A 24,017-nucleotide genomic window follows, 5' to 3' on the forward strand; every position below is an offset into this window, starting at 1 on the left:
AACAAGCAAAATCATCAGCGCCGCGATTCCAGGTATGAAGGATATATAGTACCCTACGCTGTCTGTTAACACCGTTGTAATATGAGGTTAATCCCTTGAGTGACATGGCGAAAAACCTGATTCTCTGGTTAGTCATCGCGGTCGTGCTGATGTCAGTATTCCAGAGCTTTGGGCCCAGCGAGTCGAATGGCCGTAGGGTTGATTATTCAACCTTCCTGTCGGAAGTGAACCAGGATCAGGTCCGCGAGGCACGTATTAACGGGCGTGAGATTAACGTTACCAAAAAAGACAGTAATAAATACACGACCTACATTCCTGTCAACGATCCCAAGTTACTCGATAACCTGTTGACCAAAAACGTCAAAGTGGTTGGCGAACCGCCGGAAGAACCGAGCCTGCTGGCTTCGATCTTCATCTCCTGGTTCCCGATGCTGCTGCTGATTGGCGTGTGGATCTTCTTTATGCGTCAGATGCAAGGTGGCGGCGGGAAGGGCGCGATGTCCTTCGGTAAGAGCAAGGCCCGCATGCTGACGGAAGATCAGATCAAAACCACTTTTGCTGATGTGGCCGGTTGTGATGAGGCCAAAGAAGAAGTGGGTGAGTTGGTCGAGTATCTGCGTGAACCGAGCCGTTTCCAGAAACTGGGCGGTAAAATTCCCAAGGGCGTCCTGATGGTTGGCCCGCCGGGTACCGGTAAAACGCTGCTGGCGAAAGCAATCGCCGGTGAAGCAAAAGTGCCTTTCTTTACTATCTCCGGTTCTGACTTCGTTGAAATGTTCGTGGGTGTTGGTGCATCTCGTGTGCGTGACATGTTCGAACAGGCGAAAAAAGCGGCACCGTGCATCATCTTTATCGATGAAATCGATGCAGTGGGCCGTCAGCGTGGTGCGGGTTTGGGCGGTGGTCACGATGAACGTGAACAGACGCTGAACCAGATGCTGGTTGAGATGGATGGTTTTGAAGGCAACGAAGGCATTATCGTTATCGCGGCAACTAACCGTCCTGACGTGCTTGACCCGGCGCTGCTGCGTCCAGGCCGTTTTGACCGCCAGGTCGTCGTTGGCCTGCCAGATGTTCGTGGCCGTGAGCAGATCCTGAAAGTGCATATGCGTCGTGTGCCGCTGGCAACCGACATTGATGCTGCCATCATCGCGCGTGGTACCCCGGGCTTCTCCGGTGCTGACCTGGCGAACCTGGTGAACGAAGCGGCGTTGTTTGCTGCGCGCTCCAACAAGCGTGTGGTATCGATGGTCGAGTTCGAGAAAGCGAAAGACAAAATCATGATGGGTGCGGAACGTCGCTCCATGGTGATGACGGAAGCGCAGAAAGAATCTACCGCGTATCACGAAGCGGGCCATGCGATTATTGGTCGTCTGGTGCCGGAACACGATCCGGTGCATAAAGTGACCATCATCCCGCGCGGCCGCGCACTGGGTGTCACCTTCTTCCTGCCGGAAGGCGATGCGATCAGCGCCAGCCGTCAGAAGCTGGAAAGCCAGATTTCTACGCTGTACGGCGGTCGTCTGGCGGAAGAAATCATCTATGGTGTTGAGCACGTATCAACGGGTGCATCTAACGACATCAAAGTGGCGACTAACCTGGCGCGCAACATGGTGACGCAATGGGGCTTCTCAGAAAAACTCGGTCCGCTGCTGTATGCAGAGGAAGAGGGTGAGGTGTTCCTCGGTCGTTCTGTGGCGAAAGCTAAACACATGTCTGATGAAACGGCGCGTATCATCGACCAGGAAGTTAAACACCTGATCGATAGCAACTACCAGCGTGCACGCCGCATTCTGGGTGAAAACATGGACATCCTTCACGCGATGAAAGACGCGCTGATGAAGTATGAAACCATCGATGCACCGCAGATTGATGACCTGATGGCGCGCCGTGAAGTGCGTCCGCCAGCTGGCTGGGAAGATCCGGGCAGCAACTCTTCTGACAACAACGGTACGCCGAAAGCGCCACGTCCGGTTGATGAACCGCGTACGCCGAACCCAGGCAATACCATGTCAGAACAACTCGACAAGTAACAGGCACCAACCTCAATACAAACCCCGGCCGGTCCGGGGTTTTTTACATCCCGCAGTTCAGTCATTCCTCAAGGAGATTCTCACCATGAAGTTGTACGCCCGTGATTCCCATCTCGATCTGTCGTTTCCCCATGTGATGGGTATTTTGAATGTCACGCCGGACTCCTTCTCCGATGGTGGTAAGCATAACTCGCTGGTGGATGCGTTAACGCACACCAATGAGATGGTCAACGCGGGTGCGACCATTATCGATGTGGGTGGCGAATCGACGCGCCCTGGTGCGGATGAAGTCAGTGTTGAAGAAGAACTGGAACGTGTGATTCCGGTCGTGGAAGCCATTGCTCAACGTTTCGAAGTGTGGATTTCTGTCGATACGTCAAAAGCTGAGGTGATCCGCGAATCCGCGCGAGTGGGCGCTCACATCATCAATGATATTCGCTCGCTGACAGAGCCCGGTGCGTTGCAGGCGGCGGCGGAAACTGGCCTGCCGGTATGCCTGATGCATATGCAGGGCGAACCTCGCACCATGCAGCAGGCTCCGCAGTATCAAAATATCGTCGGCGAAGTGGACGCTTACTTCACCGAACAGATTGCACGCTGCGTGGCGGCGGGGATCAAAAAAGACAATCTGCTGCTCGACCCCGGCTTTGGTTTCGGTAAGAATCTCAACCACAACTATGAACTGCTGGCTGAACTTAGTCATTTCCACCATTTCGGTTTGCCGCTGTTAGTGGGAATGTCGCGTAAGTCCATGATTGGCCAGCTGTTAAATGTCGGTCCGGCGCAGCGTCTGACTGGCAGCCTGACATGCGCGGTCATTGCCGCCATGCAGGGCGCACAGATTATTCGCGTGCATGACGTGAAAGAAACCGTTGAGGCGATGCGCGTTGTGGAAGCAACACGCAGAGCAAAAGGATAAAAAGGCATGAGTGATCGTAAATATTTCGGTACGGATGGTATTCGCGGCAAAGTGGGTGAAGCGCCGATCACCCCTGATTTCGTACTGAAGCTGGGTTGGGCGGCAGGTAAGGTCCTGGCGCGCCATGGTTCCAGAAAAGTACTGATTGGCAAAGACACGCGTATTTCAGGCTATATGCTGGAATCGGCGCTTGAAGCCGGACTGGCGGCGGCTGGTCTGTCTGCGGCGTTTACCGGACCGATGCCCACTCCGGCGATTGCCTACCTGACACGTACTTTCCGCGCAGAAGCCGGGATTGTGATTTCAGCCTCACATAATCCGTTCGACGATAACGGCATCAAATTTTTCTCTGCTGAAGGCACCAAGCTGCCGGACGAAGTGGAAGAAGCGATTGAGCTGGAGATGGAAAAACCGATTACCTGCGTAGAATCGGCAGAGCTGGGTCGTGCCAGCCGGATTGTCGATGCGGCTGGTCGTTACATCGAATTCTGTAAAGGCACCTTCCCCAGTGAGCTAAGCCTGAATGGGTTAAAAATTGTGGTGGATTGCGCCAACGGTGCCACTTACCACATCGCGCCTAATGTGCTGCGCGAACTGGGGGCGACAGTGATTGCTATCGCGACCCAACCTGATGGCATGAACATCAATAAAGAATGTGGTGCCACCGACTTACGCATGTTGCAGCAGCGCGTGCTGGCCGAGAAGGCAGACCTGGGTCTGGCCTACGATGGTGACGGCGACCGCATCATGATGGTTGACCATCTGGGCAATAAGGTCGATGGCGACCAGATCCTCTACATCATCGCCCGTGAAGGTTTACGTCAGGGGCAGCTGCGTGGTGGCGTGGTGGGTACGCTGATGAGCAATATGGGCCTTGAGCTGGCGCTCAAGCAGCTCGGTATTCCGTTTGTGCGCGCCAAAGTGGGTGACCGCTACGTGCTGGAAAAAATGCGCGAGAAAGGCTGGCGGCTCGGTGCGGAAAACTCTGGTCATGTGATTTTGCTGGATAAAACCACCACCGGTGACGGTATCGTTGCAAGTTTGCAAGTGCTCACTGCTATTGTGCAAAACCATATGAGTCTGCACGATTTGTGTAGCGGCATGAAGATGCTGCCGCAGGTATTGGTGAATGTGCGCTTTAGCGGCGAGAGCGATCCTTTGCAGAGCGATGCCGTTAAGGCGGCCAGCGCTGAGGTGGAAAAAATCCTCGCCGGGCGTGGCCGTGTATTGTTGCGTAAATCCGGCACTGAGCCACTGATTCGGGTGATGGTTGAGGGTGAGGATGAAGCGCAGGTCACCGCGCTAGCGCACCAGATTGCCGACGCGGTGAAGGCCGTTTAAGCGCGCGACAGGCGGCAGGATTTTTCGCTTTCCGCCTGTAAAATCACCGTGATGGCGCTTTTTTCCGCAATCAGTAAGGTTCGTGAAAATTGCGCTTGCAGAGGTATGCGCCTTTGGTTAGTATTCACACCCGCTTCTGGTGGGTGATGACGAGACTCCCCATCGATACTGGTTGAAGCTTTAACTGTGCGGGTTACGCGCAAGGAAACAGGTTGATTATGTACGAAGCTCTTTTGGTAGTTTTCCTTATTGTGGCACTGGGCCTTGTGGGTCTGATCATGCTGCAGCAAGGTAAAGGCGCTGATATGGGAGCATCATTCGGTGCAGGCGCTTCTGCGACGCTGTTTGGTTCTACCGGGTCTGGTAACTTTATGACTCGCATGACCGCAGTGCTGGCGACGCTGTTCTTCATCATCAGCCTGATTCTGGGTAACCTGAACACGAATAAAACTTCCAAAGGAAGCGAGTGGGAAAATCTGACTGCGCCGGCGAAATCTGAACAGACTCAGCCAGCAAAACCGGCAACCCCGGGTAACGATATCCCGCAGTGAGATCGTCAGCTTGCAATGCGACAAAATATTGTCGCTGTCAGTGAAGTGCCGAGGTGGTGGAATTGGTAGACACGCTACCTTGAGGTGGTAGTGCCCGATTGGGCTTACGGGTTCAAGTCCCGTCCTCGGTACCAAATCTCAGTATGACTTGCAATTTTCGCAAGTTTGGCGTATTATTCGCCACGTTTTCGGACGCGGGGTGGAGCAGCCTGGTAGCTCGTCGGGCTCATAACCCGAAGGTCGTCGGTTCAAATCCGGCCCCCGCAACCACTTTCCCTTAGAGTTCTTTTTCAAATATACTGTATGCATCGACGGACGCATTCCACAGTGGTTTTTGAAAAAAATTCTTCTGGATTGTGCTCCGAGCCGCATCGCGGCATACAGGGTCCAGTCACAAAAAGCCCCGATTTTTCGGGGTTTTTTGTTATCAGGAAATCGCAACACTGGGCTATTAGGCCCTTTTTTTATGTCTTGGGGGTGGGCTTGTCCACATTAGAGCAAAAATTGACAGAGTTGATCTCTGCTCCGGTAGAAGCGCTTGGCTACGAATTGGTCGGTATCGAGTTTATTCGTGGTCGCACATCAACCTTGCGCATCTATATTGATAGTGAAGAGGGTATCAATGTTGATGATTGCGCCGATGTCAGCCACCAGGTCAGCGCTGTGATGGATGTGGAAGATCCCATCACGGTGGCTTACAACCTTGAAGTTTCCTCACCGGGCCTTGACCGTCCTCTTTTTACCGCTGAACATTATGCACGTTTCGCTGGTGACGAGGTGAGTCTGGTATTGCGTATGGCCGTGCAGAACCGCCGTAAATGGCAGGGCATCATCAAGTCTGTCGAAGGCGAGATGATCACGGTAACCGTTGAGGGCAACGATGAAGTGTTCGCGCTGAGCAACATTCAGAAAGCGAACCTGGTCCCCCACTTTTAAAAGTCCGGATTGAGGCTAACCAGGATGAACAAAGAGATCTTAGCTGTAGTAGAAGCCGTTTCTAACGAAAAAGCCCTGCCGCGCGAGAAAATCTTCGAAGCGCTGGAAAGCGCTTTGGCCACTGCGACCAAGAAGAAGTATGAGCAGGAAATCGACGTGCGCGTCAGCATTGACCGCAAAAGCGGCGATTTCGATACTTTCCGTCGCTGGCAGATTGTTGAAGAAGTCACGCAGCCAACTCGCGAGATCACGCTGGACGCAGCCCGCTTCGAAGATGAAGCATTCAATCTGGGCGAATATGTTGAAGATCAGATTGAATCGGTCACCTTTGACCGTATCACTACCCAGACCGCGAAGCAGGTCATCGTACAGAAAGTGCGTGAAGCTGAACGCGCGATGGTGGTGGATCAGTTCCGCGAGCAGGAAGGCGAAATCATCACTGGCGTGGTGAAGAAAGTGAACCGCGACAACATCTCGCTGGATCTCGGCAGCAATGCTGAAGCGGTGATTGTGCGTGAAGATATGCTGCCGCGTGAAAACTTCCGCCCGGGTGACCGTATTCGCGGCGTGTTGTATGCAGTACGTCCGGAAGCGCGTGGTGCGCAGCTGTTCGTCACCCGTTCCAAGCCGGAAATGCTGATCGAACTGTTCCGCATCGAAGTACCGGAAATTGGCGAAGAAGTTATCGAGATCAAAGCGGCAGCGCGTGATCCGGGTTCTCGTGCCAAAATCGCGGTGAAAACCAATGACAAACGTATCGATCCGGTAGGCGCTTGCGTAGGTATGCGCGGCGCACGCGTTCAGGCGGTTTCCAGTGAGCTGGGCGGTGAGCGTATCGATATCGTGCTGTGGGACGATAACCCGGCACAGTTTGTAATTAACGCCATGGCTCCGGCTGATGTGGCGTCAATCGTGGTGGATGAAGACAATCACACCATGGATATCGCCGTTGAAGCTGGCAATCTGGCTCAGGCGATCGGCCGTAACGGCCAAAACGTGCGTCTGGCTTCCCAATTGAGCGGTTGGGAACTGAACGTGATGACCGTCGATGACCTGCAGGCTAAACATCAGGCCGAGGCCCATGCGGCCATCGATATGTTCACCAAACATCTCGACATCGACGAAGACTTCGCCACCGTACTGGTGGAAGAGGGCTTCTCTTCTTTGGAAGAGCTGGCATATGTACCGATCAACGAGCTGCTGGAAGTTGACGGCCTCGATGAAGACACGGTAGAAGCCCTGCGTGAACGAGCAAAAAATGCGTTAACTACCCTGGCACTGGCGAAAGAAGAGAGCCTTGGTAATCAGGAACCTGCTGAAGATCTTCTGAATCTCGACGGTCTGGATCGTGCTCTGGCTTACCGCCTGGCGGCAAAAGGCGTTTGTACGCTGGAAGATCTTGCCGAGCAAGGTGTCGACGATCTGACAGATATCGAAGGGCTGGATGATGAGAAGGCCGGCGCGCTGATCATGGCCGCGCGAAATATCTGCTGGTTCGGCGATGACGCATAATTACAGGAAGGAACAGCATGACAGATGTAACCGTAAAATCGCTGGCCGCCGAAATTCAGACTCCGGTAGATCGCCTGGTACAGCAATTTGCTGATGCGGGGATCCGTAAGTCTGAAGACGACGCGGTGAGCCAGCAAGAGAAAGAGACCTTACTTTCCCACCTGAATCGTGAACATGGTCAGGCAGGTTCAGGTAAACTGACGCTGCAACGCAAAACACGCAGCACCTTGAATATTCCAGGCACCGGGGGTAAAAGTAAATCGGTGCAAATCGAAGTCCGCAAAAAGCGCACCTATGTGAAGGGTGATGCAGAAGCTGAGCAACAGGCTCAGGCTGAAGCAGAAGCCGAGGCGCAGCGTGAAGCGGAAGAGAAGGCGCGTCGCGAGGCGGAAGAACAAGCCCGTCGCGAAGCTGAACAAAAAGCGCAACGTGAAGCCGAAGAAAAAGCCAAGCGCGAAGCCGCTGACAAGGCGAAGCGTGAAGCAGCGGAAAATGAGAAAGTGACTAATCAACCAACCGACGAAATGACCAAGGCTACGCAGTCTGACAAAGCCCGTCGTGAAGCTGAAGCCGCAGAACTGAAGCGTAAAGCTGAAGAAGAAGCGCGCCGTAAACTCGAAGAGAACGCGCGCCGTGTGGCCGAAGAAGCCCGCCGTCTGGCAGAAGAAAAATCTGCTGAGTGGGAAAAACCCGACGAAGAAGACACCAGTGACTATCACGTCACCACCTCAACCCATGCCCGTCAGGCAGAAGATGAGAACGATCGTGAAGTTGAAGGTGGTCGCAGCCGCACGCGCACCACTAAAGCTGCACGCCCGGCCAAAAAAGGCAACAAGCATTCTGAAGCCAAAACCGACCGTGAAGAAGCGCGTGCCGCTATTCGTGGTGGTAAAGGCGGTAAGCATCGCAAACCTAGCTCCCTGCAGCAGGGCTTTAACAAGCCAGCTCAGGCAGTGAACCGCGATGTCATCATCGGTGAAACCATCACCGTTTCCGAACTGGCTAATAAAATGGCCGTTAAAGGTTCCCTGGTCATCAAAGCGATGATGAAAATGGGCGCGATGGCGACCATTAACCAGGTTATCGATCAGGAAACGGCTCAGCTGGTTGCTGAGGAAATGGGTCACAAAGTGATCCTGCGCCGCGAGAACGAGCTGGAAGAAGCGGTGATGGACGATCGTGATACCGATGCAGCGCAGGAAAGCCGCGCACCGGTCGTGACCATTATGGGTCACGTTGACCACGGTAAAACTTCACTGCTGGACTACATCCGTTCAACCAAAGTCGCTTCAGGCGAGGCTGGCGGTATTACCCAGCATATCGGTGCATACCACGTTGAAACCGATAACGGCATGATCACCTTCCTGGATACCCCGGGCCACGCCGCGTTTACCGCGATGCGTGCACGTGGTGCGCAGGCAACGGATATCGTTATCCTGGTGGTGGCTGCAGATGATGGCGTGATGCCACAGACTATCGAAGCAATCCAGCACGCAAAAGCCGCGAAAGTGCCGGTTGTTGTTGCTGTGAACAAAATCGATAAACCTGAAGCCGATCCTGATCGCGTTAAAAACGAGCTGACTCAGTACGGTATCATCCCGGAAGAGTGGGGCGGCGAAAACATGTTCGTCAACGTTTCTGCGAAAGCGGGTACCGGTATCGACGATCTGCTGAACGCCATTCTGCTGCAGGCGGAAGTGCTGGAACTGACCGCTATCCGTGAAGGTATGGCAAGCGGCGTGGTGATTGAATCGTTCCTCGACAAAGGTCGTGGTCCGGTTGCTACCGTTCTGGTGCGTGAAGGTACGCTGAACAAAGGCGACATCGTGCTGTGCGGCTTTGAATATGGCCGTGTGCGTGCGATGCGTGACGAGCTGGGCCGTGAAGTTCTGGCTGCGGGTCCGTCTATTCCAGTCGAAATCCTTGGCCTGTCTGGTGTTCCGGCTGCGGGTGACGAAGCCACTGTGGTACGTGACGAGAAGAAAGCGCGTGAAGTCGCACTGTATCGTCAGGGTAAATTCCGCGAAGTGAAACTGGCGCGTCAGCAGAAATCGAAGCTGGAGAACATGTTCGCCAACATGACCGAAGGCGAAGTGTCCGAGCTGAATATCGTACTGAAATCCGACGTACAGGGTTCTGTGGAAGCGATCTCCGACTCCCTGCTGAAACTCTCCACCGACGAAGTGAAGGTGAAGATTATCGGTTCGGGTGTGGGTGGTATCACCGAAACCGACGCCACGCTGGCAGCGGCTTCCAACGCGATTATCCTTGGCTTCAACGTGCGTGCTGATGCGTCTGCGCGTCGTGTGATCGAAGCGGAAAGCGTGGATCTGCGTTACTACTCCGTCATCTATAACCTGATCGACGAAGTGAAAGCAGCGATGAGCGGCATGCTGGCTCCGGAATACAAACAGCAGATCATTGGTCTGGCTGAAGTCCGTGATGTGTTCAAGTCACCGAAATTCGGCGCTATCGCAGGCTGTATGGTCACCGAAGGCAACATCAAACGTCACAACCCGATCCGCGTTCTGCGTGATAACGTTGTTATCTATGAAGGCGAGCTGGAATCCCTGCGTCGCTTCAAAGACGATGTCAACGAAGTGCGTAACGGCATGGAGTGTGGTATCGGCGTGAAGAACTACAACGACGTTCGTGTTGGCGATATGATCGAAGTCTTTGAAGTGATTGAAGTTAAACGCACCATCGATTGATCATCATCTGATGTGTTGCAATTTGGGAGGCCATTGGCCTCCCGAATTATTTGGGAGAAATAATTATGGCGAAAGAATTTGGTCGCCCGCAGCGCGTTTCTCAGGAGCTGCAGAAAGAGATTGCCATTATTCTGCAACGCGAAATTAAAGATCCGCGCCTCGGTATGATGGTGACGGTTTCTGGCGTTGAAGTGTCACGCGATCTGGCTTATGCCAAAGTGTTTGTCACTTTTCTGAATGATAAAGACGAAGAAGCGGTGAAACACGGTCTGAAGGCGCTGAAAGAAGCTTCAGGATATATCCGTACTTTGCTGGGTAAAGCGATGCGTCTGCGTATCGTACCTGAGCTGACCTTCTTCTATGACAACTCGTTGATCGAAGGTATGCGCATGTCAAACCTGGTCACCAACGTTGTCAAAAATGATGCTGAGCGCCGTGGCGATCATGCAGCGGACGACGACAAGGAGGATTGATGAGTCGTCCTCGTCGTCGCGGTCGCGATGTGCATGGTGTATTGCTGCTGGATAAGCATCAGGGTGCGTCTTCTAATGACGTGCTGCAAAAAGTAAAACGCATCTTCAATGCGAATAAAGCGGGCCACACCGGTGCGCTGGATCCTCTGGCGACCGGCATGTTGCCCATTTGCCTCGGTGAAGCGACCAAGTTTTCGCAATATCTGCTGGATTCAGACAAGCGTTACCGCGTGATCGCCCGCCTCGGCGAGCGTACCGATACCTCCGATGCTGACGGCAACGTGGTAGAAACACGTCCGGTGACCTTTACTCAGGCGGAACTGGATGCGGCGCTGGAAAGTTTTCGTGGCGACACTCAACAGGTGCCGACCATGTTTTCGGCGCTGAAGCATCAGGGACGTCCATTGTATGAGTATGCGCGCCAGGGGATTACCGTCGAGCGCGAACCTCGTCCCATCACCGTGTATGAACTGCTGTTCATTCGCTGGGAAGGGGATGAGCTGGAGCTGGAAATTCACTGCTCCAAAGGCACCTACATTCGTACCATCATTGACGATCTGGGTGAGAAACTGGGCTGTGGTGCGCATGTGACGATGCTGCGTCGTTTACAGGTTTCCCGCTATCCGGCAGAAAAAATGGTGACGCTTGAACAGCTACAGGCCTTGCTGGAACAGGCGAATGCCGCAGACATCCCACCGGCTGATTTGCTTGACCCTCTGCTGTTACCGATGGATAGCCCGGCGGAGGATTTCCCGGAAGTGAATCTGCCCGCTGCCATCGCGGTTTATTTCAAGCTGGGTCAACCGGTAGAGGCCGCTGACGTACCTGCTGCGGGTCTGGTGCGCGTCACTGAAGGTGAGGCGCGCAAGTTTATTGGCATGGCCGAGATTGATGACCGGCAGCGTGTTGCCCCGCGCCGCCTGGTGGTGGAATTTCCGCAATAATGCGGTTGCCTCAATGGGGCATTTGCGTTGCTGTCGGACCGAGAGTAGAATAGCGCGGCTTTAAAGCGGGCTGCTGAATTAGAGATCGGCACCCATTCATTCATTAATTACTGGAGTTTATTATGTCTCTAAGCGTAGAAGCTAAAGCAGAGATCGTTGCCAAATACGGTCGTGGTACCAACGACAGCGGTTCAACTGAAGTTCAGGTTGCTCTGCTGACTGCTCAGATTAACCACCTGCAGGGTCACTTCTCTGAGCACAAAAAAGACCACCACAGCCGTCGCGGTCTGCTGCGCATGGTATCCCAGCGTCGTAAGCTGCTGGACTACCTGAAGCGTAAAGATGTTGCACGCTACACCAGCCTGATCGAAAACCTGGGTCTGCGTCGCTAAGTCTGAAGAATCTGATCAAGGGTGTAGCGTAGACAGTATGCAAAAAAACGCATCTGACGATCAGATTTGTGCGAGTTTCGCGAAAAGGGGGCCTTTACGGCCCCTTTTTTCGAGCAATCGGCAGCAATCCGGTCCAAACTCATGTATTGTTGCTGAGAGTGATCTTCGCTTGCAGAGGTTCGCGCGGCTAATGAGAGGCTTTACCGCAGGGGCGGTTAAAGGTTGTCATTAGTCGCGAGGATGCAGCTGAAGATCGGTAATCCCCGGCGGGCCTGAGATGGGTCTGCCCCGACGTTAAGGACTTTAATTTTGCTGAACCCGATCGTACGCAAATTCCAATATGGTCAGCATACCGTCACGCTGGAAACCGGCATGATGGCACGCCAGGCCACTGCCGCTGTGATGGTGAGCATGGACGACACCGCGGTTTTCGTAACCGTTGTTGGCCAGAAAAAAGCTAAAGCTGGTCAGGATTTCTTCCCGCTGACCGTAAACTATCAGGAGCGTACCTACGCTGCTGGCCGTATCCCGGGGAGCTTCTTCCGTCGTGAAGGCCGTCCGAGCGAAGGCGAAACCCTGATCGCGCGTCTGATTGACCGCCCGGTTCGTCCGCTGTTCCCGGAAGGCTTCGTTAACGAAGTTCAGGTTATCGCTACCGTTGTTTCCGTTAACCCGCAGGTTAACCCGGACATCGTGGCAATGATCGGTGCCTCTGCTGCCCTGTCACTGTCCGGTATCCCGTTCAATGGCCCGATTGGCGCGGCACGTGTTGGTTACATCAACGATCAGTACGTCCTGAACCCAACCGCTGACGAAGTTAAACAATCTCGTCTGGACCTGGTGGTTGCCGGTACCCAGAACGCGGTGCTGATGGTTGAATCAGAAGCTGACATCCTGACTGAAGATCAGATGCTGGGCGCAGTGGTATTCGGCCACGACCAGCAGCAGGTCGTTATTGAGAACATCAATGCACTGGTAGCTGAAGCGGGCAAACCGCGTTGGGACTGGCAGCCAGAAGCGGCTAATGATGCACTGATTGCACGCGTTGCTGCCCTGGCAGAAGCACGTATCAGCGATGCTTACCGCATCACTGACAAGCAGGAGCGTTATACTCAGGTTGGCGTCATCAAAGATGAAACCATCGCTGCACTGCTGGCTGAAGATGAAACTCTGGATAGCGCTGAAATCGGCGATATCGTGCACAGTCTTGAGAAGAACGTTGTTCGTACCCGTATTCTGAACGGTGAACCGCGTATCGATGGCCGTGAAAAAGACATGATCCGTGGTCTGGACGTGCGTACTGGCGTACTGCCGCGTACCCACGGTTCGTCCCTGTTCACCCGTGGTGAAACTCAGGCGTTAGTTGCTGCGACGCTGGGTACTGCTCGTGATGCGCAGAACCTGGACGAGCTGATGGGTGAGCGCACCGACAGCTTCCTGTTCCACTACAACTTCCCTCCGTACTCGGTGGGTGAGACCGGTATGGTCGGTTCGCCGAAGCGTCGTGAAATTGGTCACGGTCGTCTGGCGAAACGCGGCGTGCTGGCAGTCATGCCGAAGCAGGAAGACTTCCCGTACACCGTGCGTGTAGTATCTGAAATCACCGAATCAAACGGTTCTTCTTCTATGGCTTCCGTGTGTGGTGCTTCTCTGGCACTGATGGATGCAGGCGTACCGATCAAAGCAGCCGTTGCGGGTATCGCGATGGGTCTGGTGAAAGAAGACGAAAAATTTGTTGTTCTGTCTGACATCCTGGGTGACGAAGATCACCTCGGCGACATGGACTTCAAAGTAGCCGGTAGCCGTGAAGGCATTACCGCGCTGCAGATGGATATCAAAATTGAAGGGATCACCCGCGAGATCATGCAGGTTGCTCTGAACCAGGCTAAGGGTGCGCGTCTGCATATCCTGAGCGTGATGGAGCAGGCAATCAGCACGCCGCGTCAGGAGATCTCTGAGTTCGCACCGCGCATTTACACCATCAAGATCAATTCTGACAAGATCAAAGATGTTATCGGTAAAGGCGGTTCTGTCATCCGTGCGCTGACTGAAGAAACCGGCACCACCATCGAAATCGAAGATGATGGCACCGTGAAGATCGCAGCGACTGATGGTCTGAAAGCGAAAGAAGCAATTCGTCGTATCGAAGAAATCACCGCAGAAATCGAAGTGGGCCGTGTTTACACTGGTAAAGTGACCCGTATCGTTGATTTCGGTGCCTTCGTTGCGATTGGCGGCGGCAAAGAAGGTCTGGTTCATATTTCACAAATCGCTGATAAGCGCGTTGAGAAAGTGACCGACTACCTGCAGATGGGCCAGGAAGTTCCGGTTAAAGTACTGGAAGTGGACCGTCAGGGCCGTGTGCGTCTGAGCATCAAAGAAGCGACAGAGCAAAAACCGCAGGCGGCGGAAGAGACCACCGCTGCGACCGACGCACCTGAAGCTGAATAAGTATTTCCTGATTAACCCCTTTCCGCCTGGCGGAGAGGGGTGTTTGTATACCGCAGGTAATTCAGGTTGCAGGAAGGCAGCAAACAAGTGAATCCAGCTTACTTCAGGTAAGTGACCAGGATGAATGAGTACAGCTGCAGACCCGCAATCTGAAGTATGACGGGTATCATCGCGAGGGCGGGAACCCTTGTGCATAGCAGGCGGATGACAGGATGGTTATCCCAATGTTTGTATTCGGGAGTGGGAAATGAAGCCTTTTTTGCGCTGGTGTTTTGTTGCGACAGCTTTGACGCTGGCAGGATGCAGCAACTCCAATTGGCGTAAGAACGAAGTTCTGGCAGTACCTTTGCAGCCCACACTGCAGCAGGAAGTGATTCTGGCGCGAATGGAACAAATTCTTGCCAGTCGTGCCCTGACCGATGATGAACGCGCACAGCTATTATATGAGCGTGGAGTGTTGTATGATAGCTTAGGTCTGAGAGCATTAGCGCGGAACGATTTTTCGCAAGCGCTGTCTATCAGACCGGATATGCCCGAGGTGTTTAACTATCTCGGCATATATTTAACGCAGGCAGGCAATTTTGATGCTGCCTATGAAGCGTTTGATTCTGTACTTGAGCTTGATCCAACTTACAATTATGCGCATTTAAACCGTGGTATCGCCCTCTATTACGGCGGTCGATACAAGTTAGCGCAAGATGATCTGCTGGCGTTTTATCAAGACGATCCTAATGATCCATTCCGCAGTCTGTGGCTCTACCTCGTTGAACACGAGATGGATGCCAATAAGGCCAAAGTGACGCTTAAACAGCGTTACGACAAAGCGGTCCGGGACCAATGGGGATGGAATATTGTCGAGTTCTACCTGGGCGACATCAGTGAAAAAACATTGATGGAACGTCTCAAGGCGGACGCAACGGATAACACCTCGCTCGCTGAACATCTCAGTGAAACCAACTTCTATTTAGGTAAGTACTACCTAAGTCTGGGGGAGAAGGACGACGCGAAAGCGTTGTTCAAACTGGCGGTGGCCAACAACGTTAACAACTTTGTTGAACACCGATACGCATTGTTGGAACTGGCGCAACTCGGCCAGGCACAAGACGATTTATCAGAATCTGACCAGCAATAGCTGACGAACTTTTATTGCCTGAATTACCCGTTAAGTCATCATCTTCCGGGATGAGGGCTTTTCTGTTCGTCGAAACTTCTAATTTGAGCCGGTTCACACTTTTCGATGAAAATGACTGAAAATTTTCATGACGAGTTATGTAGACTGGCCGCCGCAATCTAAGAGGCACGTGTACTACATGACTGATATTCAAACCACTTTTGCTGATCTGGGCCTTAACGAATCCATCCTGTCTGCTCTTAACGACATGGGTTACGTCAAGCCGTCACCGATCCAGGCCGAGTGCATTCCGCACCTGCTGGCTGGCCGTGACGTGCTGGGTATGGCACAGACTGGTAGTGGTAAAACTGCAGCGTTCTCTCTGCCGCTGCTGAACAACATTGACCCGTCGCTGAAGGCACCGCAGATTCTGGTGCTGGCACCCACCCGCGAACTGGCGGTGCAGGTAGCTGAAGCAGCGACTGAATTCTCTAAACACATGCGTGGCGTAAACGTATTGGCCCTGTACGGCGGCCAGCGTTATGACGTGCAGCTGCGCGCACTGCGTCAGGGCCCACAAATTGTGGTGGGCACCCCGGGTCGTCTGCTCGACCACCTGAAACGCGGTACGCTTGATCTGTCTAACCTGCGTGGTCTGGTGCTGGACGAAGCCGACGAAATGCTGCGCATGGGCTTTATTGAAGACGTTGAAACCATCATGGCGCAGATCCCGGAAGGTCATCAGACCGCTCTGTTCTCTGCCACCATGCCGGAAGCCATTCGTCGTATCACCAAGCGTTTCATGAAAGATCCGCAGGAAGTGCGTATTCAGTCCAGCGTTACCACTCGCCCGGACATCTCTCAGTCTTACTGGACCGCTTATGGCCGTAAAACTGATGCGCTGGTGCGTTTCCTCGAAGCAGAAGACTTCGATGCTGCGATTATCTTTGTGCGTACCAAAAACGCGACACTGGAAGTGGCTGAAGCGCTGGAGCGCAGCGGTTACAACAGTGCAGCACTGAACGGTGACATGAACCAGGCACTGCGTGAGCAGACGCTGGAGCGCCTGAAAGATGGTCGTCTGGACATCCTGATCGCGACTGACGTTGCAGCACGTGGCCTGGATGTTGAGCGTATCAGCCTGGTTGTTAACTATGACATCCCGATGGACGCAGAATCTTACGTTCACCGTATCGGCCGTACCGGTCGTGCAGGCCGTGCAGGCCGTGCGCTGCTGTTCGTTGAGAACCGCGAGCGTCGTCTGCTGCGCAACATTGAACGCACCATGAAGCTGACCATTCCGGAAGTTGAACTGCCGAATGCCGAGCTGCTGGGTGAGCGTCGTCTGGCTAAATTTGCTGCCAAAGTACAGCAGCAGCTGGAAAGCAGCGATCTGGACATGTACCGTGCGCTGCTCAGCAAAATGCAGCCGGAAGAAGAACTGGATATGGAAACCCTGGCTGCCGCATTGCTGAAAATGGCACAGGGCGAACGTCCGCTGATTCTGCCGGCAGATGCACCGCGTCCGCAGCGTCGTGAGTTCCGCGATCGTGATGATCGTCGTGACAGCCGTGATTCACGTGATTCACGCGGTCCGCGTGAAAGCCGTGATGGCGACCGTCCGCGTCGTGAGCGTCGTGACGTTGGCGAAATGCAGCTGTACCGCATTGAAGTCGGCCGTGATGATGGCGTTGAAGTTCGTCATATCGTGGGCGCGATTGCTAACGAAGGTGATATCAGCAGCCGTTACATCGGTAACATCAAGCTGTTTGGTACTCACTCCACCATCGAGCTGCCGAAAGGCATGCCGGGTGAAGTTCTGCAGCATTTCACCCGCACGCGTATTCTCAACAAGCCGATGAATATGCAGCTGCTGGGCGATGCACAGCCGCAAGAGCGTGGCGAGCGTCGTAGCGGTGGTCGTGATTTCGGTGGTGAGCGTCGTGGTAACCGTGAAGGCGGTGCTGGTGCACGTGAAGGTCGTGAAGGCGGCCGTCGCTTCTCTTCTGAGCGTCGTGAAGGTGGCCGTGAAGGCGGACGCTTCAGCCGTGAAGGTAGCCGTGGCCCGCGTCGCGAAGAAGCAGGTGCTGCTGCACCGCGTCGTCGTGACATCTAAGCGATAAAGCTAAATAGCAAAATGGGACGCCTCGGCGTCCCATTTTTTTTATCAAGTCGTAAGATTAGCTTTACACCCCGCCAGCGATCAGCACCCGTTCACCGCTGACATAGGCTGACTCTTCTGACGCCAGAAACAGCGCAACCTGCGCGACATCTTCCGGCAAACCAAAACGTCCCAGCGGTGTCGCCGCAATTAACTGTGCTTTCAGTTCCGGATGCATCTTCTTCGCAGCCAGTAAGCCTTCGGTCAGGATGATGCCAGGGGCCAGGGCATTAACGCGGATATTGCGCGGCCCCAGTTCTCGTGCCAGTCCCTGGGTGAGGGTATCAATCGCGCCTTTGGTCGCGGCCCACAGCACCGAGCCTGGGGTGCTGCGCTGGCTGTTTAGCGCGCTGAGGTTGATGATGCAACCACCACGCGTTGGGAAATGTTTTGCCGCCTGCTGGCAAACCAGTAGTGTACCCAGCAGATTGACATTCAACTGCTGCTGCATCTCAATAACATTTAGCGCCACAAAATCGCCGTGATGAAAAATGCCTGCGTTGTTGACCACAATATCCGGTGCGCCAAATTGCTCAATACAGGTAGCGAACAACCGCGCAACATCCTCTTCACGTGAGATATCGGCCTGAACGGCGATAGCATCACTGCCCAGCCCGCGAATATCCGTGACGATATCAGCAGCGCCAACTTCATCCTGACGATAATTCACCACAACCCGGGCACCGGCCGCCGCGAAAGTCATGGCGATAGCAGCACCGATGCCTTTCGAAGCGCCCGTCACCAGCGCAATTTTGCCTTCAAGTGCTTTCATCGTGTCTCTCCACCTGAGGTTTCGGGGAAGCATAAGAATGCGCTGTACATACAATTAGCAGGTAGTGCAATCCTGCAAGCTTTTTGCACGATCCTGCAAATCTCAGCACCAGAGGCCAGGCGCTGGTTCAACGCCAGGTTAGAATAGGGACTCAATGATCCCTCATTGCGGAGCGCTCAACGCATGATTCATCAGGAACAGTGGCAGCAACTGGTTGCCATGATTGCCCGCCACGCCCCGGAGGATGGCCGCCATCATAGCGCCATCGATTTTCTCTCTTTTGGTCGTAGCTCCATGCCATCAAGCCTGTCACACATTGCCACCTGGGCCAGTTTTGCGCTGGTGGCGCAAGGGCAGAAAGCGTTACGCATGGGTGACGATGTGATGCATTACGGCGCGGGGGATTTGCTGCTGGTGACGCTGGATATGGCCGTGCAATCCTGCGTGGTTACGGCGACACCGGAGAAACCCAACCTGGGCGTAGGCATCACCATCAATGAAACGCGGCTGATGCGCTATCTGGAACATTTCCCGATGCATCAGATGGGACTCGCTGCCAACAATGAGCGCGGTATCACGGTACATAAGGTGGCACCTCCGCTGGTGGATGCGGTGATTCGCCTGATCGAACTGTTAGATCAGCCGCATGATATTGCTGCGCTGGCCCCACTGATTGAACAGGAAATTTTCTATCGACTGCTGACCGGCCCGGAAGGACCACGTATTCTGAATATGGCGCTGGCAGAACGCCCGGGCAACAAAGTGGCGCGTGCGGCGCGCTGGCTACGGGAAAACTTCCATCAGCCACTGAAGATGGATCAGCTGGCAAGCAACGTCGGCATGAGCATTTCGTCTCTGCATCACCACTTCAAGGCAGTTACCGCAATGACGCCGATGCAGTATCAAAAGCAATTGCGCCTCAACGAAGCGCGCCGCCTGATGTTGATGGAAAAGCTGGACGCCGGAACGGCAGGTTATCGGGTGGGATATCAGAGCGCTTCACAATTCAGCCGCGAATACAGCCGTTTTTATGGTCAGTCGCCGGGACGTGATATTCGGCAGAATGCGGTGGGGGCCGAAGCCTGGCCACCGCAATAACCCGGTTACAGCGAACGGGCGGCTTCCATCGCCAGTGCAAAGGAGCGCAGACGCGCCTGCGGATCGTAAATCTGGCCATTCACCATGATTTCATCCGCCTGGGTTTCACGCAGCAAGGCCGCAAGGCCGTGGCGCACTTTATCGCTATCACCCACGATCGACATACTCAGCGCCTGCTGAACGCCATATTGTTCAGACGGTGACCACAGGTTATCCATGTTCTCCACCGGTGCCGGCAGTGGGCCGGGCTTACCGCGCCGCAGGTTGATAAACTGCTGCTGCATTGAGGTGAAGAGGAAGCGGGCATCGCGCTCGCTGTCGGCGGCAACCACGTTTACGCACACCATCGCGTAAGGTTTTGCCAGACGCGCCGATGGCTGGAATTTCTCACGGTACACATGCAGTGCCTGGAACAGCAGGTCAGGGGCGAAGTGTGAGGCAAAGGCGAACGGTAAGCCCAGTTGAGCTGCCAGCTGTGCGCTATAAAGGCTGGAACCCAGCAGCCATACCGGAATTTTTGAACACAGGCCCGGTACGGGTTGTACCGGCGGACATTCACCGACTTCGGCGTCAAACCAGTTAATCAGTTCGGCAACATCATCCGGGAAGCTGTCAGCCTGCGCGCCGGAAAGATGGCGGCGCAGCGCCAGCATGGTGCGCTGATCGGAACCCGGCGCACGGCCCAGACCGAGATCGATACGTCCCGGATAGAGCGATTCCAGGGTGCCAAACTGCTCGGCAATCACCAGCGGCGAATGGTTGGGCAGCATGATGCCGCCTGAACCGAGACGCAGGGTTTCGGTATTGGCGGCCAGATAGCCAATCAGCACCGAGGTCGCTGCGCTGGCAATGCCGGTCATGTTGTGGTGTTCAGCTAACCAGTAGCGATAAAAGCCAAGGGCTTCAGCCTGACGGGCCAGGGCCAGCGAATTGTGGAACGCATCACGCGGCGTTGCACCCTGTGGAATGGGGGCCAGGTCCAGCACGGACAGGCGAACAGTTTTTTTCTCAGACATGGGCACTCCAGAATAAGTATGGCGCAGGTGTTCATCAAACCTGCGCCATCCAGTATTACGCATCAGTACCCATATTAAAACTGCTAATAAGGGCAGGAATATAGCCGGAACGTGCCTTTCAGCGGCCGCTATCCAGTGCCATTCCTGCCAGGCGTCGCCAGTAACCGTTGCTGTCACTGCCACGGGCCACCATCAGCGGCGCTTCACCGGCTTCGTTGGCGCGGAAGCGATCCACATCTTCCAGTGTGCTGTCGTCCTGCGGCGATAAACGCACAATATCCACCCAGTTATGCATGCCCGCCAGGTCATTGCCGAGGTTGTAGCAATAGCCACTCATGGTCTGAATACCATTCAGCACGAACACCTGTTGGCCTTCCTGGGACAACACGCGTCGTCCGTTGGGATAGTCGATGCAGCAGGTCTGGCAATCGTCTTTGGCGCGATTCTCTGAGCGGGCGGTGAAGCAACGCGCGGATAACGCCAGCGGCAGATAGCCGTAACCCAGTACTTCCACCTCAAAGCGATTGCGTATGCCTGCGGCATCGCATTGCTGTAAAAGCTGAATCAGCCAGTCGCGCGACATCTCAACCGGCATGCACCAGCGTGTCATCCCTTCTTTCAGCAGCAACTGCAAGGTCTGTGCGTTGTAGACGTTAAGCGTCGGGCCAGCGACAAAGGGTAACTGGCGTTCGGCCGCCATATTTACCGTACCGATATCGTTGGCTTCAATCAGAAACTCACCGTTTTCCACATAACGGCGCAGCTCTTTCAATTCCGACGGCGATTGCAGCAGCGCCAGCGTGCTGATCACCACCTGTTTACCGTGCTGGGCCAGGGCGCGTCCCATTTCCATCCATTGGGCGAAAGGCGTCGCACGGCGTTTGCTGCACACCGCCTCACCCAGATAGACGATTTCCGCGCTGGACTGCGCGGCAAGCTGATAAAAGTTTTCCAGTTTTTCACTGGGCCAGTACCACAGTACCGGGCCGATTGCGTATTTCATGCTGACTCCTTACTGCCAGTCGCGATGGTAAGCACCGAGCGTGGTCTGGCTACCTTCAGAAAGTTCACCCAGCGCCTGCATCCAGGGTTCCTGGACGGCATACTGCTCTGGCGCAGCCATACAACGGTCAATCGCCTGACGCCACACTTTCGCCACCTGTGCCACATAGGCCGGGCTGCGCTGACGGCCCTCAATCTTCACCGATGCTACTCCGGCACGCAGCAGCTCCGGCAGCAGCGACAGGGTGTTCAGGCTGGTGGGTTCTTCCAGCACGTGGTAACGCTGGTTATCGACCTCGTAGCGTCCTTTGCACAGGGTGGGATAACCGGCGCTTTCATCCGGTCCGTAGCGGTCAATCAACACCTCATTCAGGCGTGATTCCATGCCCTGCGGCGTCTGTTGCCAGCGAACGAATTTGGCGGGCGAACAGGCTCCGGCGCTGTTGGGAGATTCTCCGGTCAGCCATGAGGAGAGGTAACAGCGGCCTTCGGCCATGATGCACAGGCTACCGAAAGCGAACACTTCCAGCGGCACCGGTGTTTCACGCGCCAGCTGCTTCACCTGATGCAACGACAGCACACGCGGCAGCACCACGCGATGCAGCTGGAAATGGCGGTGATAAAAACGGATCGCTTCCAGATTGGTGGCCGATGCCTGTACCGAAAGGTGGCGTTCAACCTGCGGATAGTGCTTTGCCGCATATTCCAGCGTGGCGATATCGGCGAGAATCAGCGCATCTGCGCCATTTTGCGCCGCGATATCAATGGCCTGTTGCCAGCGGTTCATGCCGTCAGGATGGGCAAAGGTGTTAATCGCGACATGCAACTTGCGTCGATGCTGGTGCACAAAGCGCGCCGCTTCGGCCAGTTTTTTGTCGGTAAAATTAAGACCAGCAAAGTGGCGGGCATTGGTATCGTCTTTCAGGCCGACGTAGACGGCGTCGGCGCCATGCTCCACCGCCGATTTCAGCGCGGGTAAATTCCCCGCCGGGCACAGCAGTTCCATACATTTTCCTCCCCGGGTTCTGGACGGCGTTGAGTGTAGGTAAGCCCTCGTCGCAGAATGTTGATTTAAGGCAGTGAAACGGCCAATGGTGATGCAGATTGAAGATTTTTCACACAACCAGAGTGCGAATTCCTTGATCTCAGTGGAGGCGAAGCCAAACGGATGTGGCAGAATAGGTAAAATTTTCTGAAGGGAGTGCAGCTGGTGTTTACTCGCTTACGCGGTTTGATTGTTGAAAAAGGGCCAGAATTCTTAGCCTTACCGGTGTCATTAACCCCTTTCGCGCTGAAAAAAGCCGTTTTGCAACAACTCCTAAACTGGCAATTTCGCCATGCTTTGGCTGAAGGTGAGTTAGACTTTCTGGAAGGGCGCTCCCTGGGAATCGAAATCAGCGACATCAATTTGCGCTGGATGACCACGTTACAGGGCGGGCGTCTGACTGTTTCGCGCGATACCGAAGCTGATGTCTGGTTTCGTGGCGAAGCCAACGATCTGTTGCTGGTGGCAGCACGCAAAGCGGACCCCGATATGTTGTTCTTTCAACGCCGTCTGGTGATTGAAGGTGACACGGAGCTGGGGCTGGAGGTGAAGAACCTGATGGATGCCATTGAACTGGATGCCATGCCCACGCCATTGCGAACGGGATTGCAGCAGCTGGCTGCTTTTGTTGAGGCTGGACTGAAACAGGACGCGAAGGCCACTGAGTCGCGCGCGGGGATCTCATGTTGATTCGTACTGAAATTGGCGTTGATGCGGCCAGCATCGATAGCCTGTTAAAGCGCTGTTTTGCCAGCGCCGCCGAAGCGGAACTGGTACAGCAGTTACGTGAAGATGGTTTGCTGACCCTTGGCGTGGTGGCGACCGATGATGAAGGTCAGGTTTTGGGGTATGCCGCGTTCAGCCCGGTGACGTTGCAGGGTGAAGACCGCAACTGGGTTGCTCTGTCACCGCTGGCGGTGGATGAGACGGTACGCAAACAGGGCATCGGTAAACAGCTGGTGTATGAAGGGCTGGATGCGCTGAATGAATTTGGTTACAGCGCGGTGGTGGTGCTGGGCGATCCGGCTTACTACCATGACTTCGGTTTCGAACCGGCAGCGCGTCACGGGTTGCATTGCCGCTGGACCGGCTCCGAAGCCGCGTTTCAGGTGTATAAACTGGCTGACGACGCGTTCGCAGGCGCGGAAGGGCAGATCGAGTTTGCTGCCCCCTTCAATCGTTTTGCGTAAACCAGTTGTTCAGGCTGGGCGGCTGTTGCGCCACCAGTTGCAGCTTCTGTGCCCGGCTTAACTGCTTAACCTGATACTCAAGACGTGATGCGGCAGACCGATCGCCCGCATCACAATGAAACACCAGCGTCAGTGGACCTTTTCCGCGCAATGATCGCGCTCCACGTCCCTGCTGATGCTGCTGTAAACGCCGGTTCACATCTGTGGTGATGCCGGTGTAGAGTTGGCCTGCGGCGGTTTGCAGCATATAAAGCTGCCAGCCCTGCTCCATGATGATTAACCTCGGAAAAATCGCTGACAGGCAGTGTAGCGCGCATCAGGCGTTGCCGCTATCCGTCAGCACAGGCCTCCGGCCTGCA

The 24,017-nt window shown here is 54.6% G+C and carries 22 protein-coding genes and 2 tRNA genes; 19 read left to right on the top strand and 5 right to left on the bottom strand.

What is annotated here, in order from left to right; all coding sequences use genetic code 11:
- Positions 1–104: 104 nt before the first annotated feature.
- The 16 genes from ftsH (at position 105) to CUN67_RS02475 (ending at position 17,490) form a co-directional block, all read left to right on the top strand.
- Complete coding sequence (gene ftsH / locus CUN67_RS02400; RefSeq protein WP_036627470.1) at positions 105–2,033, top strand: ATP-dependent zinc metalloprotease FtsH; 1,929 nt, start codon at positions 105–107, stop codon at positions 2,031–2,033.
- Positions 2,034–2,118: 85 nt separating this feature from the next.
- Entirely contained in the window at positions 2,119–2,952 is an 834-nt protein-coding gene (gene folP / locus CUN67_RS02405; RefSeq protein WP_208713851.1) for a dihydropteroate synthase, read from the top strand.
- Positions 2,953–2,958: 6 nt separating this feature from the next.
- Positions 2,959–4,293, top strand: a complete 1,335-nt coding sequence (glmM, locus tag CUN67_RS02410; protein WP_208713852.1) for a phosphoglucosamine mutase — start codon at positions 2,959–2,961, stop codon at positions 4,291–4,293.
- 218 nt (positions 4,294–4,511) lie between these two features.
- Positions 4,512–4,844 carry a preprotein translocase subunit SecG gene (gene secG, locus CUN67_RS02415; protein WP_013507698.1) on the top strand — a complete coding sequence of 111 codons (333 nt, stop codon included), beginning with the start codon at positions 4,512–4,514 and terminating at the stop codon, positions 4,842–4,844.
- Between the two features lie 47 nt (positions 4,845–4,891).
- A tRNA-Leu gene (locus CUN67_RS02420) sits at positions 4,892–4,978 on the top strand.
- 59 nt (positions 4,979–5,037) lie between these two features.
- Positions 5,038–5,114: transfer RNA gene (locus CUN67_RS02425), tRNA-Met, on the top strand.
- A gap of 213 nt (positions 5,115–5,327) precedes the next feature.
- Complete coding sequence (gene rimP, locus CUN67_RS02430) at positions 5,328–5,780, top strand: ribosome maturation factor RimP (protein WP_139810892.1); 453 nt, start codon at positions 5,328–5,330, stop codon at positions 5,778–5,780.
- 24 nt (positions 5,781–5,804) lie between these two features.
- Entirely contained in the window at positions 5,805–7,292 is a 1,488-nt protein-coding gene (nusA, locus tag CUN67_RS02435; RefSeq protein WP_084872254.1) for a transcription termination factor NusA, read from the top strand.
- 17 nt (positions 7,293–7,309) lie between these two features.
- Complete coding sequence (gene infB, locus CUN67_RS02440; RefSeq protein ID WP_208713853.1) at positions 7,310–10,003, top strand: translation initiation factor IF-2; 2,694 nt, start codon at positions 7,310–7,312, stop codon at positions 10,001–10,003.
- A 65-nt stretch (positions 10,004–10,068) separates the two neighbouring features.
- On the top strand, positions 10,069–10,476 hold the full coding sequence (gene rbfA / locus CUN67_RS02445) for a 30S ribosome-binding factor RbfA (RefSeq protein ID WP_208713854.1): 408 nt from the start codon (positions 10,069–10,071) through the stop codon (positions 10,474–10,476).
- Positions 10,476–11,420: a tRNA pseudouridine(55) synthase TruB gene (truB, locus tag CUN67_RS02450; protein ID WP_208713855.1), complete on the top strand. Its 945-nt coding sequence runs from the start codon at positions 10,476–10,478 to the stop codon at positions 11,418–11,420. The genes rbfA and truB overlap by 1 nt, the downstream gene beginning before the upstream one ends.
- Before the next feature lie 122 nt (positions 11,421–11,542).
- The gene (rpsO, locus tag CUN67_RS02455; protein WP_038016938.1) at positions 11,543–11,812 is read left to right on the top strand and encodes a 30S ribosomal protein S15; all 270 of its coding nucleotides are present in this window, start codon (positions 11,543–11,545) and stop codon (positions 11,810–11,812) included.
- A gap of 309 nt (positions 11,813–12,121) precedes the next feature.
- On the top strand, positions 12,122–14,263 hold the full coding sequence (gene pnp / locus CUN67_RS02460) for a polyribonucleotide nucleotidyltransferase (protein ID WP_208713856.1): 2,142 nt from the start codon (positions 12,122–12,124) through the stop codon (positions 14,261–14,263).
- Between the two features lie 247 nt (positions 14,264–14,510).
- Positions 14,511–15,395, top strand: coding sequence for a lipoprotein NlpI (nlpI, locus tag CUN67_RS02465; protein ID WP_208713857.1), 885 nt, complete (start codon positions 14,511–14,513; stop codon positions 15,393–15,395).
- 105 nt (positions 15,396–15,500) lie between these two features.
- Complete coding sequence (gene yrbN / locus CUN67_RS30640; protein ID WP_100229640.1) at positions 15,501–15,557, top strand: protein YrbN; 57 nt, start codon at positions 15,501–15,503, stop codon at positions 15,555–15,557.
- Between the two features lie 16 nt (positions 15,558–15,573).
- Positions 15,574–17,490: a DEAD/DEAH family ATP-dependent RNA helicase gene (locus CUN67_RS02475; RefSeq protein WP_208713858.1), complete on the top strand. Its 1,917-nt coding sequence runs from the start codon at positions 15,574–15,576 to the stop codon at positions 17,488–17,490.
- Positions 17,491–17,560: 70 nt separating this feature from the next.
- Here CUN67_RS02475 and CUN67_RS02480 read toward each other — a convergent pair whose 3' ends face one another.
- Positions 17,561–18,307 carry an SDR family NAD(P)-dependent oxidoreductase gene (locus tag CUN67_RS02480; protein WP_208713859.1) on the bottom strand — a complete coding sequence of 249 codons (747 nt, stop codon included), beginning with the start codon at positions 18,305–18,307 and terminating at the stop codon, positions 17,561–17,563.
- 183 nt (positions 18,308–18,490) lie between these two features.
- On the opposite strand from CUN67_RS02480, the gene CUN67_RS02485 reads away from it, so the two are divergent.
- On the top strand, positions 18,491–19,405 hold the full coding sequence (locus tag CUN67_RS02485; protein ID WP_208713860.1) for an AraC family transcriptional regulator: 915 nt from the start codon (positions 18,491–18,493) through the stop codon (positions 19,403–19,405).
- 5 nt (positions 19,406–19,410) lie between these two features.
- Here the strand turns inward: CUN67_RS02485 and CUN67_RS02490 are convergent, their stop codons facing one another.
- The 3 genes from CUN67_RS02490 to ubiU form a co-directional block, all read right to left on the bottom strand.
- Positions 19,411–20,421 (bottom strand): luciferase-like monooxygenase, encoded by a 1,011-nt coding sequence (locus tag CUN67_RS02490; protein ID WP_084872279.1) that lies wholly within the window; start codon positions 20,419–20,421, stop codon positions 19,411–19,413.
- Between the two features lie 118 nt (positions 20,422–20,539).
- Positions 20,540–21,424 carry a U32 family peptidase gene (locus tag CUN67_RS02495; protein WP_208713861.1) on the bottom strand — a complete coding sequence of 295 codons (885 nt, stop codon included), beginning with the start codon at positions 21,422–21,424 and terminating at the stop codon, positions 20,540–20,542.
- A gap of 9 nt (positions 21,425–21,433) precedes the next feature.
- On the bottom strand, positions 21,434–22,429 hold the full coding sequence (ubiU, locus tag CUN67_RS02500) for a ubiquinone anaerobic biosynthesis protein UbiU (protein ID WP_208713862.1): 996 nt from the start codon (positions 22,427–22,429) through the stop codon (positions 21,434–21,436).
- Positions 22,430–22,633: 204 nt separating this feature from the next.
- On the opposite strand from ubiU, the gene ubiT reads away from it, so the two are divergent.
- Entirely contained in the window at positions 22,634–23,158 is a 525-nt protein-coding gene (ubiT, locus tag CUN67_RS02505; protein WP_208713863.1) for a ubiquinone anaerobic biosynthesis accessory factor UbiT, read from the top strand.
- Positions 23,152–23,658, top strand: coding sequence for a GNAT family N-acetyltransferase (locus tag CUN67_RS02510; protein ID WP_208713864.1), 507 nt, complete (start codon positions 23,152–23,154; stop codon positions 23,656–23,658). The genes ubiT and CUN67_RS02510 overlap by 7 nt, the downstream gene beginning before the upstream one ends.
- On the opposite strand, the gene CUN67_RS02515 is transcribed toward CUN67_RS02510, so the two are convergent.
- A complete protein-coding gene (locus CUN67_RS02515; protein WP_084872293.1) occupies positions 23,642–23,929 on the bottom strand; it encodes a GIY-YIG nuclease family protein in 288 nt (95 codons plus the stop codon). The two genes, CUN67_RS02510 and CUN67_RS02515, sit on opposite strands and share 17 nt — an antisense overlap.
- Positions 23,930–24,017 lie beyond the last annotated feature (88 nt).

Source organism: Pantoea cypripedii, from assembly GCF_011395035.1.
Taxonomy (GTDB): domain Bacteria; phylum Pseudomonadota; class Gammaproteobacteria; order Enterobacterales; family Enterobacteriaceae; genus Pantoea; species Pantoea cypripedii_A.

What these genes read in the sequence shown, in the direction of transcription:
- ftsH (WP_036627470.1), top strand. Translation starts at nt 105, where the DNA reads ATGGCGAAAAACCTGATTCTCTGGTTAGTCATCGCGGTCGTGCTGATG.
- folP (WP_208713851.1), top strand. Translation starts at nt 2,119, where the DNA reads ATGAAGTTGTACGCCCGTGATTCCCATCTCGATCTGTCGTTTCCCCAT.
- glmM (WP_208713852.1), top strand. Translation starts at nt 2,959, where the DNA reads ATGAGTGATCGTAAATATTTCGGTACGGATGGTATTCGCGGCAAAGTG.
- secG (WP_013507698.1), top strand. Translation starts at nt 4,512, where the DNA reads ATGTACGAAGCTCTTTTGGTAGTTTTCCTTATTGTGGCACTGGGCCTT.
- nusA (WP_084872254.1), top strand. Translation starts at nt 5,805, where the DNA reads ATGAACAAAGAGATCTTAGCTGTAGTAGAAGCCGTTTCTAACGAAAAA.
- infB (WP_208713853.1), top strand. Translation starts at nt 7,310, where the DNA reads ATGACAGATGTAACCGTAAAATCGCTGGCCGCCGAAATTCAGACTCCG.
- rbfA (WP_208713854.1), top strand. Translation starts at nt 10,069, where the DNA reads ATGGCGAAAGAATTTGGTCGCCCGCAGCGCGTTTCTCAGGAGCTGCAG.
- truB (WP_208713855.1), top strand. Translation starts at nt 10,476, where the DNA reads ATGAGTCGTCCTCGTCGTCGCGGTCGCGATGTGCATGGTGTATTGCTG.
- rpsO (WP_038016938.1), top strand. Translation starts at nt 11,543, where the DNA reads ATGTCTCTAAGCGTAGAAGCTAAAGCAGAGATCGTTGCCAAATACGGT.
- nlpI (WP_208713857.1), top strand. Translation starts at nt 14,511, where the DNA reads ATGAAGCCTTTTTTGCGCTGGTGTTTTGTTGCGACAGCTTTGACGCTG.
- CUN67_RS02475 (WP_208713858.1), top strand. Translation starts at nt 15,574, where the DNA reads ATGACTGATATTCAAACCACTTTTGCTGATCTGGGCCTTAACGAATCC.
- CUN67_RS02480 (WP_208713859.1), bottom strand. Translation starts at nt 18,307, where the DNA reads ATGAAAGCACTTGAAGGCAAAATTGCGCTGGTGACGGGCGCTTCGAAA.
- CUN67_RS02485 (WP_208713860.1), top strand. Translation starts at nt 18,491, where the DNA reads ATGATTCATCAGGAACAGTGGCAGCAACTGGTTGCCATGATTGCCCGC.
- CUN67_RS02490 (WP_084872279.1), bottom strand. Translation starts at nt 20,421, where the DNA reads ATGTCTGAGAAAAAAACTGTTCGCCTGTCCGTGCTGGACCTGGCCCCC.
- CUN67_RS02495 (WP_208713861.1), bottom strand. Translation starts at nt 21,424, where the DNA reads ATGAAATACGCAATCGGCCCGGTACTGTGGTACTGGCCCAGTGAAAAA.
- ubiU (WP_208713862.1), bottom strand. Translation starts at nt 22,429, where the DNA reads ATGGAACTGCTGTGCCCGGCGGGGAATTTACCCGCGCTGAAATCGGCG.
- CUN67_RS02510 (WP_208713864.1), top strand. Translation starts at nt 23,152, where the DNA reads ATGTTGATTCGTACTGAAATTGGCGTTGATGCGGCCAGCATCGATAGC.
- CUN67_RS02515 (WP_084872293.1), bottom strand. Translation starts at nt 23,929, where the DNA reads ATGGAGCAGGGCTGGCAGCTTTATATGCTGCAAACCGCCGCAGGCCAA.